Annotated in this window: 11 protein-coding genes; 1 reads left to right on the top strand and 10 read right to left on the bottom strand. The window is 62.3% G+C overall.

The window, feature by feature from the left end; all coding sequences use genetic code 11:
• Positions 1–13 precede the first annotated feature (13 nt).
• Complete coding sequence (locus OKW30_RS02835; RefSeq protein WP_429345901.1) at positions 14–1,036, bottom strand: extracellular solute-binding protein; 1,023 nt, start codon at positions 1,034–1,036, stop codon at positions 14–16.
• Between the two features lie 245 nt (positions 1,037–1,281).
• On the opposite strand from OKW30_RS02835, the gene OKW30_RS02830 reads away from it, so the two are divergent.
• Positions 1,282–2,358, top strand: coding sequence for a LacI family DNA-binding transcriptional regulator (locus OKW30_RS02830; RefSeq protein WP_429345900.1), 1,077 nt, complete (start codon positions 1,282–1,284; stop codon positions 2,356–2,358).
• Here the strand turns inward: OKW30_RS02830 and OKW30_RS02825 are convergent.
• The 9 genes from OKW30_RS02825 to OKW30_RS02785 all read right to left on the bottom strand — a co-directional run bounded on the left by OKW30_RS02825 (position 2,337) and on the right by OKW30_RS02785 (position 12,084).
• Positions 2,337–2,726 carry a type II toxin-antitoxin system VapC family toxin gene (locus OKW30_RS02825; protein WP_090810623.1) on the bottom strand — a complete coding sequence of 130 codons (390 nt, stop codon included), beginning with the start codon at positions 2,724–2,726 and terminating at the stop codon, positions 2,337–2,339. The genes OKW30_RS02830 and OKW30_RS02825 overlap by 22 nt on opposite strands.
• The gene (locus OKW30_RS02820) at positions 2,726–2,956 is read right to left on the bottom strand and encodes a type II toxin-antitoxin system Phd/YefM family antitoxin (protein WP_008921569.1); all 231 of its coding nucleotides are present in this window, start codon (positions 2,954–2,956) and stop codon (positions 2,726–2,728) included. The genes OKW30_RS02825 and OKW30_RS02820 overlap by 1 nt, the downstream gene beginning before the upstream one ends.
• Positions 2,957–3,570: 614 nt before the next feature.
• Positions 3,571–4,701, bottom strand: a complete 1,131-nt coding sequence (locus tag OKW30_RS02815) for an ABC transporter ATP-binding protein (RefSeq protein ID WP_429345899.1) — start codon at positions 4,699–4,701, stop codon at positions 3,571–3,573.
• Positions 4,702–4,813: 112 nt separating this feature from the next.
• The gene (locus OKW30_RS02810) at positions 4,814–6,151 is read right to left on the bottom strand and encodes a GH1 family beta-glucosidase (RefSeq protein WP_429345898.1); all 1,338 of its coding nucleotides are present in this window, start codon (positions 6,149–6,151) and stop codon (positions 4,814–4,816) included.
• A gap of 59 nt (positions 6,152–6,210) precedes the next feature.
• Positions 6,211–7,041 carry a carbohydrate ABC transporter permease gene (locus OKW30_RS02805; RefSeq protein WP_429345897.1) on the bottom strand — a complete coding sequence of 277 codons (831 nt, stop codon included), beginning with the start codon at positions 7,039–7,041 and terminating at the stop codon, positions 6,211–6,213.
• The gene (locus tag OKW30_RS02800) at positions 7,038–8,072 is read right to left on the bottom strand and encodes a carbohydrate ABC transporter permease (protein WP_429345896.1); all 1,035 of its coding nucleotides are present in this window, start codon (positions 8,070–8,072) and stop codon (positions 7,038–7,040) included. Before OKW30_RS02800 ends, OKW30_RS02805 begins: the two co-directional genes overlap by 4 nt.
• Before the next feature lie 129 nt (positions 8,073–8,201).
• Positions 8,202–9,449: an ABC transporter substrate-binding protein gene (locus tag OKW30_RS02795; RefSeq protein WP_429345895.1), complete on the bottom strand. Its 1,248-nt coding sequence runs from the start codon at positions 9,447–9,449 to the stop codon at positions 8,202–8,204.
• Between the two features lie 189 nt (positions 9,450–9,638).
• Positions 9,639–10,730 carry a LacI family DNA-binding transcriptional regulator gene (locus OKW30_RS02790; RefSeq protein ID WP_184068260.1) on the bottom strand — a complete coding sequence of 364 codons (1,092 nt, stop codon included), beginning with the start codon at positions 10,728–10,730 and terminating at the stop codon, positions 9,639–9,641.
• Positions 10,731–10,929: 199 nt separating this feature from the next.
• Positions 10,930–12,084 (bottom strand): porin, encoded by a 1,155-nt coding sequence (locus OKW30_RS02785; protein WP_184068257.1) that lies wholly within the window; start codon positions 12,082–12,084, stop codon positions 10,930–10,932.
• Between the last annotated feature and the right edge of the window lie 140 nt (positions 12,085–12,224).

Here is a 12,224-nt window from a genome sequence, read left to right as displayed (position 1 = left end):
GTCAGTGCCTGGATCAGCTTGAACGCTGCGTCCGGCGTCTTGCACTCGGTCGAGAGATGCTGAGGAAGCCGTCGCCGACCGTGCCGATCAGGTCGCGCGGATCACCCTTGCCACCCGGCACGCTCGGGAACGCGAAGAAGTCGAGATCCTTCGAGAACGTCGGATTTTCGTTCGCGATCGTCGAAGCTTCCCAGGCGCCCATCAGCTCCATGGCAGCCTTGCCCGTGTACAGCAGGCGGCGCGAGGCGCCCGAGTCGTAATCGAGACCGTTGATGCCCGGTGCGAACGCGCCAGCCTTCACGAGTTCCTGAATGCGCTTGCCGGCTTCGACGAACGCCGGATCTTCGAAGCCCTTGCCCTTGCCTTCGATCGCGTCCTTCACGACTTGCGGACCGCCGATACGGTCGACGAGGTACATGTAGTACATCGAACCGGTCCACTTGTTCTTGTTCGCGAGCGAGAACGCTGCAACGTTGTGCGACTTCAGCACTTCAACGACGTGCATCAGTTCATCCCACGTCTTCGGCGGCGTGATGCCGTACTTCCTGAACACTTCCTTGTTGTAGAAGATCACTGCGGCCGCCGCGTTTTCGGCGGCAACACCGTAGGTCTTGCCGTCGAACGTCGTGACATTCCACGACGCTTGCATGAAGCGGCTGCGGTACGCCGGATCCTTCTCCAGGTACGGCGTGAGGTCGGCGATCTGGCCGGATTTCACGTACTCGTGCAGCCCGCCGCCGCCCCAGTTCTCGAACACGCACGGCGGCTGGTTCGCGCCGAAAGCGACCTTCAGCTTGGTCTTGTACGCCTCGTTCAGGACGTGCGAATTCTCGACCTTGTAGCCCGGAACCGCCTTTTCGAATCGATCCGACGCGTCGCGAATGATCTTGCTCGACGACGCATTGGTCTGCTGGTCCCATACCGTGATCGTTTTGGAGTCCGCCGCTACGGCGTTCGAAACAACTGCAGACAACGAAAACAGCAGCGCCGTCGCGCCGATGATGGACCGCGCTTTAAACAAAGCCGGGTACGCCATGGGTGTGTCCCCTCTTCTGGATTTATAAGAAATCACCGAAACATTAACGTTAGCCTTAACGTTAGTGAATGTTAGGTCGATGCGTGAAGTAAGGCTATGCGGGATTTTACCTGGTCCCGGCGGGCTGCGACGCAACTGCCGGATAAGATGGACCGATTGTGGGAAAGCTGAAATATAAAGGGTTCTGCTAGAATAACGACTACATAAACGTTATCGCTAACGCGACTAGCGAGTCGACCCATCCAATGACCTCTCGCACACCTTCGACCCGCATGGCAAGACAGACCCCAACGCTTGAGCACGTTGCCAAGCTTGCCGGGGTGTCCCAGATGACCGCGTCGCGCGCTCTCAACGGCCGTCCCGGCGTGTCGCGCGAAACCCGCGACGAAGTCCTGAGAATCGCGTCGGACATCGGTTACGTCGTCAACCGCACCGCGCAGAAACTGTCGGGCGGCCGCAACGGCATCATCGGCATCATCACGCCGACACTCGACACGCAATTCTCCAGCGAACTGATTCTCGGCGCGGGCCGCGCGGCGCGTGGCGCAGGCTGCGAGATGCTGGTCTACACCGTGTTCGACGAAGATCGTCATACGCATCACGACCTGCTAGGGCTCATCCAGCAATTCTCCGACGGTATCCTCGCCATTCTTCCGCGCGAGTCGCTGTGCCTCGAGGCGCTCGCCACCGCGAAGGTACCGGTCGTCGTCGTCGATCAGCGCGGCACGCTGACGGGCTTCCCGTCGGTGTCGGTCGACAACTACGGCGGCGCCTGTCTCGCGGTCGAGCACCTCGCCGAGCTCGGTCACAAGCGCATCGCGTTTCTGGCCGGCGACGAAACGATCGAAGGCGTGCGCGACCGGCAACGCGGCTATCACGACACGCTGGCTCGCCTCGGCCTGCCGCGCGAAGACGCGCTGGTCGCCACGGGCGACCTGTCGCAAATGATGGCGTTCGACGTCACGTTCGACCTGCTGAACCTCGCCGAGCCGCCCACCGCGATCTTCACGGCCAACGACCAGAGCGCGTTCGGCGTGATCGCCGCGATCCGCGAAGCAGGTCTGCGCGTGCCGGACGACATCTCGGTGATCGGCTTCGACGACATCCCGATGTCCGAGCAGTTTCACCCGGCGCTCACCACGATCCGCCAACCGTTCCAGCAAATGGCGCGCTCGGCGGTCAACACGCTGCTCGCGCAGATCGCCGGGATCGACGCCGCTTCGCAGCGCATCACGCTCCCGGCGGAACTGGTGGTGCGCGATTCCACCGGCCCAGTCCGCACCAGGCAGCGCCGCGGCCGTCACCAGATCGTTTCGACGTAAGTCGACGCGCGCACCTTCGCATCCGAAGTCACGAGCGCGCCGCCATGCGTGCGCGCGGTCGCGACGATCAGGCGTTGATGCAAGGCGAGCGTGGGCGGCAGCGTGGCCGCGCGAAACGCGATCTCGGTGTCGACCGGAATCATCCGCACGCCGTCGAGCGACAGAAACGTCGACATCCAGCTGCGCGCGTCCATCGACAGCCCGAGACTGCCGACCTTCACGAACTCCGCGATTTCGAACGCACTGATTGCCGAAATCAGGATCTCGCCGCCGGCGAGCTCCCGATCGATCGCATCGTGCGCGGCCTGGCTCAGCGCTTTTTGCCTGCCGAGCCAGCACACGAGCGCAAGCGTGTCGAGCGTGATCATTACTCGTCCTGCTCGGCAGTGACAGGCTGCAACGCGTGCTTCAGGTTGAAATGCGTAATCGACGCGCGCAGCAGTTCGAGCGGGTTTTCCTGCTTGCTGCGATACGGCCGGATTTCGATGGTGGGTTGCCCGCGGTCGGTGACGACCACGGTTTCGCCCAATGCCTCGACCTGACGGAACAACTCGCAGGCCCGGGACTTGAAAATGGCTTTAGATACTCGCTTTTCCATGACGCTCTCCACCCAGCAAAATTCCAACGGTATTTTTTGTATCGGGCCGGTGCGCCCGCAGGCGAACACCCGCGATGCGTGCCCGACATTCTTTATCAACCTTGCTCTCAGTCGTTGCTTCCCAGCGGCGACAACTACCGTAACCGCGACACAGCCTGCATCGGTAGCGCCAATTCCTGCGCGCAACCGATGCACGTTCATCTAATCAATTGGTTTTACACAGACCGCTCTGGCCATACCGGGTCGTGCCGGATAGCGGCGCGGCGCGTCTTGGCTTGCAATGTTTTGCCCCGTGTTATAGATCTTCGAATAGATGCAAACTTGCTTAACGTTACCCTTAACGTTAGCGGATGTTAATGGCCCATGTTTGCGGCCGCCATGCGGAGTTTACCTAAGCTCCAAATCACTATCCGACCCCTCGACTGGACCCTCTAAATCAAGCCCGGCAAGGAGAAAGCTCCATGCAAGGCGTCGAAAGTACTGCGTAATATTTAATGCGAACTGGCTAACGTCATCGCTGCTTGCGTCAGTCTTCGTCGTTCGATGCAGGGGGCCCGGATGAAGGCTCCTATCCGCCATCGGTGTACCGCTGCTCACCCGCCGACATCGGCCTGTCAAACCACCGCGCCGACGTCCTCGCCGACTTCGGGTCGCGCGAGGCTCACCGCGGCGCCGTTCGCATCGAACAGCGTGACCGACGACGACGCCACCTTGATCCCGACACGCGCGCCGACCGCGTGCTGCGCGTCCTTCTTGTCGAGCTTCAGCGCGATCGCGTGCGCCATGCCATCGAGTCGAGCATGCAGGATCGAGACGTCGCCGAGATGCTCGACCAGTTCGACACGCGCGGCGAGACCTTCGTCGAGCGAGCCGATGCCCAGATGCTCGGCGCGCACCCCGAGCGTCAATTCGCCACTGACCGGCTGCGCCGGCCGGCCGGGCAGCACGATGCGCTGGCTCGCGCCGGCGAGCGCCACGACGGTTTGCGCATCGCTTCGCGACACCAGCGTCGCGGTCAGCATGTTCATCTGCGGCGAGCCGATGAAGCCGCCAACGAAGCGGTTCGACGGCCGCTCATACAGGTCGAGCGGCGCGCCGGTCTGCTCGATGCGGCCTTTGTTGAACACGACGATCTGCTGGCCCAGCGTCATCGCCTCGACCTGATCGTGCGTGACGTAGATCATCGTCGTGCCGAGTTCGCGATGCAGCTTCGCGAGTTCGATACGCATCTGCACGCGCAGCGCAGCGTCGAGATTCGACAGCGGTTCGTCGAACAGGAACACGCGCGGCTTGCGCACGATCGCCCGTCCGATCGCGACGCGCTGGCGCTGGCCGCCCGACAGCGCCTTCGGTTTGCGCTCCAGCAGATGTGTGATCTGCAGGATCTCGGCGGCACGGCCCACCGCCTCGCGCACTTCCTTTTTCGACTTGCCCGACAGCTTCAGCGAAAAGCCCATGTTTTCCGCGACCGTCATGTGCGGGTAGAGCGCGTAGCTCTGGAACACCATCGAGATGCCGCGGTCCGTGGGCTGCAGATCGTTGACGCGTACGCCGTCGATCAGAATGTCGCCGCCCGTCACTGACTCGAGCCCCGCGATCATGCGCAGCATTGTCGACTTGCCGCAGCCCGACGGTCCCACGAACACCGTGAACTGGCCGTCCGGGATGTGCAGGTCGATGCCCTGGATCACCTGCGGTCCTTCGCCATACGTCTTCGTGACGTTGCGCAATACGAGTTCGCCCATTTGATGCCTCCTCCTCAATCCTTGTACTTGCAGACCCCGCGTGACGCTATCCCACTGCCGTACTACTGTCGCGCCACGCGAGGTTCGATGCGCCCGTCGTCGGGCGTGCGCCTCAGCGCACGGCCGCGACGCCGGCGTGTTGCGCGATCACGTCGCGATACCACAACGCGCTGTCCTTCAGCGTGCGCTCCTGGCTCGCGTAGTCGACGTAGACCATGCCGAAGCGCTTGTCGTAGCCCGACGCCCATTCGAAGTTGTCCATCAGGCTCCAGGCGAAATAGCCCGCCACGTCGACGCCCTGTTTCACCGCGTCCGACAAGGCGGCGAGATGCAGGTCGTAGAAGCGCACGCGCTCGGCGTCGTGCACGCGGCCGTTATCGAGCACGTCTTTCGCCGCGCAGCCGTTCTCGGTGATGTAGATCGGCGGCAGCTTGTAGTCGGCGTTGATGCGCGTCAGCAATTCGGTGAGACCTTGCGGATAGACTTCCCAATCCATGTCGGTGAAGCCGAGCGCGCCCGGCGGACGCTTCTCGCCCGATGCGCTCGCGAAGATCCGCGTGTAGTAGTTGACGCCGAGGAAGTCCATCGGCGTACCGATCACGTCGAAATCGCCGCTCCGGATCACGTCTTGCGGACCGTTCGCGCCATACCATTCCAGCGCCTCGGCCGGATACTCGCGCTTGAACAGCGGGTCCATGTACCAGCGCACGAACTTCGCGTATTCGAGCGACGCGGCGGCCTGATCTTCGGGCGCATCCGTCGCGCCATGCGCCGGCGACTGGTTCAGCACGATGCCGAGCGGCGCCTTCACGCCATCGGCGCGCAGTGCCTGCAACGCGAGACCGTGCGACAGCAGCAGATGGTGCGCGACATGCGCGGCCTTCTTCAGATCGGCGTTGCCCGGCGCGAAATAGCCGGTTGCGTTGCCGAGCCACGCGGTGCACCACGGTTCGTTGTGCGTCGCGATCGATCCAATGCGATCGCCGAGCACGCTGCCGATCTTGCGTGCGTAGTCCGCGAAGCGATAAGCAGTGTCGCGGCTTTCCCAGCCGTTTTGCGTATGCTGCAGCGACAACGGCAGGTCCCAGTGATACAGCGTTGCGAACGGCTGGATGTCGCGCTCGAGCAAACCGTCGACGAGGCGCTCGTAAAACGCGAGGCCCTTGTCGTTGAATGCGCCGCGGCCAGTCGGCTGCACGCGCGGCCAGGCGATCGAAAAGCGATAAGCCTTGACCCCGAGTTCGGCCATCAGGTCGAGGTCTTCCTCGACCAGGTGATAGTGATCGCATGCGACATCGCCGTTCTCGCCGTTCACGACCTTGCCCGGCACGTTGCAGAACGCGTCCCAGATCGACGGGCCGCGGCCGTCCTCATGCGCTGCGCCTTCGATCTGGTAGGAACTGGTGGCGACGCCCCAGACGAAGTCTTCGTTGAATCGATACGTCGACATAGATGTTGTTGTCCTGAATGGTCACGCCTGCTAGGGCGTGAAAAATGAAAGAGAGAATCTCAAGCCTTGACCGCGCCGGTCGTCAGACCGTCGATCAGACGCCGCGAGGTGAATGCGAACAGCACCAGCAACGGCAGCACCGCGACCGCTGAGCCCGCCATCACCGCACCCCAATCCGAATTGGTCGGACTTTGCAGAATGCGCAGAGCGAGCGGCAGCGTGTACATCGACGGCGAACGCAGCACGACGAGCGCCGACAGAAAGTTGTTCCACGCCTGAATGAAGCTGATCAGTCCAAGCGTACCCAGCGCCGGTCCCAGCAGCGGCATCACGATGCTCCGGTAGATGCGGAATTCACTGCAGCCGTCGATGCGCGCCGCCTCGATCAGCTCGGACGGAATCGCCGCCGCGACGTACTGGCGCATCAGGAACACGCCGAGCGCGGCGGCCGCGCCAGGTACGTACAGCGCGCGCGGCTGATCGATCCAGCCGAGCAGGTTCATCGTCATGAAGGTCGGAATCATGCCGAGGAACGGCGGCACCAGCATCGCGGTCAGCGCGATCGCGAACAGCGTCTTCTTGAAGCGGAATTCGTACATCGCGAACGCGTAGCCGGCCATCGACGTGACGAGCAGCGTCAGCACGGTTTGCATCGTGGCCGTATAGAAGCTCCAGCCGAGATTTCGCCAGAACGGAATGTGCCGCATCAGCGAGGCCATGTTGTCGAGAAACGCGCTGCCGAACCACAGCGGGGGCGGCATCGAGAAAATCTCGGAACTCGTGTGCGTCGCGAACACGAACATGAAGTAGAACGGCGAGAACATCAGCAGCGCGCCGGCCGCCACGATCGCGTAGCCGATATAACGGCCCTTGTTGTTCGACGATTTCATCGCTGTGTCTCCTCGTTCATGCCGCTGCGGTGAAAGATCCTCGTGTTCAACCACATCAACGCGCCGATCGAAATGAACAGCAGCCATGCGATCGAACTCGCGGTGCCGAAATCGCCGTCGTGGAATGCGGTGCGATACATATAGACGGCCGTCGTCAGACCGGACTGGCTGGTACCCATGCCTTCGTTCGGCAGCAGGATGAACGGCTCTTCGAACAGTTGCAGCCCACCGATGATCGACAGCGTGACCGCGAAGAAAATCATCGGCTTGATCAGCGGAATCGTGATGCGGGTGAACTGTTGCCAGCCGTTCGCGCCGTCGATGCGCGCGGCCTCGTAAAGGTCCTTCGGAATGGTTTGCAGCGCCGACAGATACAGCACCGTGTTCCAGCCGACATAGCGCCAGAAGATCACCACCGACACCGCCGGCTTGACGTTCTTCGGGTTATACAGCCACTCGATCGGATGCGCAGGGACGATCCAGTGCAGGCCGGGCAGTTTGCCGAGCTCGGCGATCGCGAGGTTGATCATGCCGAAGTCGGTCGAATACAGCGACGAGAAGATCAGCGCGATCGCGACGCTCGACGTGATGAACGGCAGGAAGTACAGGCCGACCACCAGGTTGCGCCAGCGGCGAAACGCGGTTTGCAGAAAGAATGCGAGCGGCAGCGCCACCAGATGCTGCGGCACGCCGGACATGATCGCCATCGACGCGGTGTTGTACAGCGACTTCCAGTACCACGGGTCGGTCAGCGTGAACGTGAAGTTCGACAGACCCACCCACTTCATGCTCGCGAGCCCCGCCGTCGCGTCCCAGCTCTGGAACGACAGGTACAGCGAAAACAGCAGCGGGAACGCCATGAATAGCGCGAACAGCAGGAAAAATGGACCGAGAAACAGGTAGGGTGCGACTTTCACCGGATCGAGCCGCGAAGTTCTGCGCGGCGCGGCGAACGGCGCGGGCGAGCTCAGCACGTCGCTCGCGCGCGCATCGCGGGCGACCTCTGGGGTCGTGGGCAGCGGGGTGTTCATCAATAGTTCCGTCCAGTCGGGCGTAGCCGGGATCGATGACCGGCCACGCTGTTTGCAGCAGACTTGCAGCGCACTGCGACACACTTCGGTCGCGGTACGCAGCGTGCCGCGACCTTGCATCGATACCGCTTAACGGCGGACCCGATGCGCGATCTGGTCCTGCGCTTCCTGGAGCGCCGTATGCACGTCTGCACCGTCGTCGACGACCTTGTCGAGCGCCGAGTGCACCGCTTCCTCGGCGACCTGGTCGTACTTGCTACGCTGGATCGCCGGGATGTGCGAGGCTGCGTCACGCCAGATCAGACGCGCTTTCTCGTTGCCGAGGAATGCGACCGGCTCCGCGAAAAACGTGTCGTTCTGCGCGGCAAGCAGCGCGGGGAATGCGTCGATCGAACGGAACGATGCGAGCTGCATGTCCTGGCGCGTCGTCAGGAACTTGATGAATTCCCACGACATCGGCTTTTGCGTCGCCTTCGCCGGGATCGAGTAGAACGTGCCGCCGAACGATGCGTACGCGTTGTTCGGCAGATTGGCCGCGCGCCACAGACCCTTCGTGTCCGGGGCGATCCACGACGACAGGTGGCCACCGAGCCACGCGCCCATCATCTGCGTCAAGACGGTCCCGCGCCTGAAGCTTTCGGCCCATTCGTTCGACCAGGGCGCGATCTTCGCGTCGAGACCGAGGTCGCGTGCTTTCTTCGCGAGCTCGAACGCCTTCACGAAACGCGGCGACGTGACGACCGGATTGCCGGCCTTGTCGAAGTACACGCCATCGCCTTCCTTCAGGTCGGCGCGAATGTAGATGTCCTCGATATCGCGCGACGATGCCATCAGGTACGCACCCGTCGCTTTCTTGATCTTCACGCCCGCCGCCAGGTACGAGTCCCACGATTTCGTCAGGTCGGCTTCGGTCACGCCCGCCTTGTCGAGAAGGTCCTTGCGATAGAACAGCGTGCCCGGACCGATATCGGCCGGCATGCCGACGATCGTGCCGTCCTGCGTGGTCGCCTGCGCGAACGTGTAGTTGATGAACTGGCTTTTGTACTGGCCCGCGTTATACGGCGCCTTCGACAGATCTTCGAGACCGCCGCCCGAGGCGAAGCGGCCGATAAAGCCGACCTCCACCGCCATCACGTCGGGCAGATTGGAGCTCGTCGCGAGTGCGGTGGTCATTGCGTTGTGGTGATCGGCAATCGCGAGCGACGACACCTTGATGTCGACGTCCGGATGCAGCTTCTTCCACGCCGGAAGCGCGTCCTTGATTTCCTGATCCAGCTTCGGAAAGACCGCGACCGTCAACGTGGTGTTGGCGTGCGCGCCGACTGCGGCCAGGCTGAGCAGAACGGCGGCGGCAGAGCCTGAAAAGCGGAATTTCATTACTCGTCTCCTGAAGAACCCTGTTTGAATTGCATTCGATGAATACCCGGTTGCTGCGACCTTCTTCCCCTGTTGTCTTTGTTGCTGCTTTGCTTGGTGCTGCTTTGCCTGGTGCTGAATGCTCTGCTGAATTTCTGCTTGACTGCCGATACCTGAAAGCGCTTTCACGTTGAGGCGAAAAAACAGCCGCTACGTAGGCGTATCCCCCTGTTTTACCGGCGGCGTGATTCGCCGCGTGGTTTCACGCGTCACGAGCGTGAGCGGAATCGGGCTTAGCGCGATCGACTGCTTGCGGATCATCTGCACGATGCCCTGTGCGGCGAGGCGGCCGATTTCGTAAGTCGGCTGGCGGACCGTCGTCAAAGGCGGCGTCATGTACGACGAGGTCGGCAAATCGTCGAAGCCGACCAGCGACACGTCGTCCGGCACCCGCACGCCGCGGCGGAACATCGCGAGGCGCGCGCCGTATGCGGTTTGATCGTTTGCGCAGAACACCGCGCTGAACGATGGATGGCGCGCCATCAGGCGCTCCATCGCTGCGACGCCGCCCGTTTCGAGGTAATCGCCCTGCTCGACGAGATCGGCATCGAAACCGATGCCCGCTTCCTCGAGCGCGGTCCGGTAGCCGACGAGGCGCTCGATCGCATCCTCGTGACTTGCCGGCCCGGCGATGAAGGCGATCTCGCGATGGCCTTGCTCGATCAGATGATGGGTCGCGTCGCGTGCGCCCTGCATGTTGTCGATCGGCAGGCCAGCGAGCGTCGCGCTGTTTTGTACCGAGCGGCCGAGTACGAGCATTGGCGCGTGCCGCGAGTAGTCGGTCAACGTCGACTCATCGAGTTGCGCGTGCAGCAAGATGATTCCATCGACGCGCCGCGCGATGAACTGCTCGAGGCGCGCCTTTTCGTCGTCGATGTTCCAGCGGCTGCTCACGAAGATCGGCGTAAAGCCCGGCTCGTACAACGACTCCTCGATGCCGCGCAGCCACTCGGCGTAAAACGGGCTCGACACCGCCTGCGTCAATACGCCGATCGTTTCGGTCCGCCCGCTCGCGAGACTGCGCGCGAGCACGTTCGGCCGATAGTTGAAACGCGCGATCGCCGCTTCCACCGCCTGCTGCTTGGCGGGAAGCACGCGCGCAGAACCGTTCAGGATCCGCGATACGGTGCTCGGAGAAACACCAGCCGCGCGCGCGATGGCTTCGAGCGTCACGTTGGGCGCAGGGGGTACGTTGGATACCTTGGGCGCGCCGGGTTTATCGTTGGAGCCGTCGTGGGTCATGAGTTCTGCCTGAATCCTGTGATGAAAGCGCTTTCAGATATGAAGAGGCGCACTACGTCCGGTGATGAATTCGAAAAAAACAAAAAGCAGCCGATGCGACGAGGGTGGAGGAGGCGTCGCACCGGCCTCTCTATGAAAGAGAAATAAACAGTCCTTGAAACAAAGAGATCACTGCGATTGCTGATCAGGCAACCTCAACTCAGAACGAGGTCATGATCCCGGCGAACACGCCGGTCTGGCTATGACCATAGTTCGGGTTGCTGTTCGACGACGTGCCCGTCACCGCATCGAAGTTGTTGTTGCCGTACGGCCCGTTGCCGAGGTTCAGGTTCGATGTCGAGCTGTTGTGCACGTAGCCGGCTTCCGTGTACAGGAACGTGCGCTTCGACAGCGCGTACGTCGCGGCGAGCGTGAACAGCGTTGCATTGCCGTTGCCGTTGTTCGCGTTCGCGTGGTAGACCGCAGCCGTCACCTGCGTGGGCGTCGTGACTTGCCATGCGGCGCCGAACCATTCGTGGTTCACACTGGTCGGCGCGCTCACGCCGAGAGGCTGCGACGCATCGGTTACGCCCACGCTCGCGTTGGTCGCGTCAGGCGCGCTCAGGTGCTGGTAGCCCGCGTACAGCTTGACCGGACCTAGCACGTACGTGCCGCCGACAAGGGCCATCCGCGAAGCAGAGTAGACGTTGTTGAACGAGCCGTTGGCGCCGCGCACTTCGTCATAGATCACGCGGACGTCGCCGTTGCCCCACGTGTACACACCTTCGACCGCGTTCGTACGACCCTGGCCGGTCGGCACGCCAGCCGAGTTGACAGGCGCCGAGTTCCAGCTCGTGTTGTTGGTCAGCGAATACTGGCCCTTCAGCACGAGGCCGCCGAACAGCACCGGCGAGTTGTACTCCGCGCCGTTGCTGGTGCTCGTCCAGTTGCGGCCGCGCACCAGTGTCGAGATCGCGTAGCGCTGCATCACCTGCGGGTCGGTGCCCCAGCTGTCCTGCGCCAGTTCGCCGGCGCCGAGGTTACCGATCTTGAACAAACCCCAGTGGTCGTTCGTCAGCCCCACCGTTGCGTGACGGCCGAACAGATTGCCCGCGGATGCACCGGTCATCGTGTTGAGCTGTCCTTCGAGCTGGAAGACCGTCTTCGTGCCGCCGCCGATATCTTCGGCGCCCTGCAGGCCGAACCACGAGCAACCCCAGTCGCCGCTTTGGGCTGACCACGCGTGGCCGCCCGGGAGGCCGGTTTCAAACTGGATGCCGTTGTCGATACGGCCGTACAACGTGACACTGCTCTGCGCATGGGCCACCGTCGTCGCGGCTGCCATCACCGACACAGCAATAAGCTTCTTCTTCATTTAGATATCCTATATATATTTTGGCGTCTCCAAGCCGCACAGGACGCACGCGTTCTCACACGTTTCCCCTCTTGCCGAAATGTTCGCTACTTATTTGCTTCACATTTCGAGGCGATTATAGGAATGACCTTGCGCCGCGC

The sequence above is a fragment of the Paraburkholderia sp. Clong3 genome (assembly GCF_050436485.1).
Classification (GTDB): domain Bacteria; phylum Pseudomonadota; class Gammaproteobacteria; order Burkholderiales; family Burkholderiaceae; genus Paraburkholderia; species Paraburkholderia tuberum.
Note: the sequence above shows the minus strand (reverse complement) of the source record. Positions and strands in the feature narration are given on the sequence as shown.

Coding starts and splice junctions, on each gene's coding strand:
- OKW30_RS02795 (WP_429345895.1), bottom strand. CDS start 9,449: ATGAAATTCCGCTTTTCAGGCTCTGCCGCCGCCGTTCTGCTCAGCCTG.
- OKW30_RS02790 (WP_184068260.1), bottom strand. CDS start 10,730: ATGACCCACGACGGCTCCAACGATAAACCCGGCGCGCCCAAGGTATCC.
- OKW30_RS02800 (WP_429345896.1), bottom strand. CDS start 8,072: ATGAACACCCCGCTGCCCACGACCCCAGAGGTCGCCCGCGATGCGCGC.
- OKW30_RS02815 (WP_429345899.1), bottom strand. CDS start 4,701: ATGGGCGAACTCGTATTGCGCAACGTCACGAAGACGTATGGCGAAGGA.
- OKW30_RS02830 (WP_429345900.1), top strand. CDS start 1,282: ATGACCTCTCGCACACCTTCGACCCGCATGGCAAGACAGACCCCAACG.
- OKW30_RS02810 (WP_429345898.1), bottom strand. CDS start 6,151: ATGTCGACGTATCGATTCAACGAAGACTTCGTCTGGGGCGTCGCCACC.
- OKW30_RS02805 (WP_429345897.1), bottom strand. CDS start 7,041: ATGAAATCGTCGAACAACAAGGGCCGTTATATCGGCTACGCGATCGTG.
- OKW30_RS02785 (WP_184068257.1), bottom strand. CDS start 12,084: ATGAAGAAGAAGCTTATTGCTGTGTCGGTGATGGCAGCCGCGACGACG.
- OKW30_RS02825 (WP_090810623.1), bottom strand. CDS start 2,726: ATGATCACGCTCGACACGCTTGCGCTCGTGTGCTGGCTCGGCAGGCAA.
- OKW30_RS02835 (WP_429345901.1), bottom strand. CDS start 1,036: ATGGCGTACCCGGCTTTGTTTAAAGCGCGGTCCATCATCGGCGCGACG.
- OKW30_RS02820 (WP_008921569.1), bottom strand. CDS start 2,956: ATGGAAAAGCGAGTATCTAAAGCCATTTTCAAGTCCCGGGCCTGCGAG.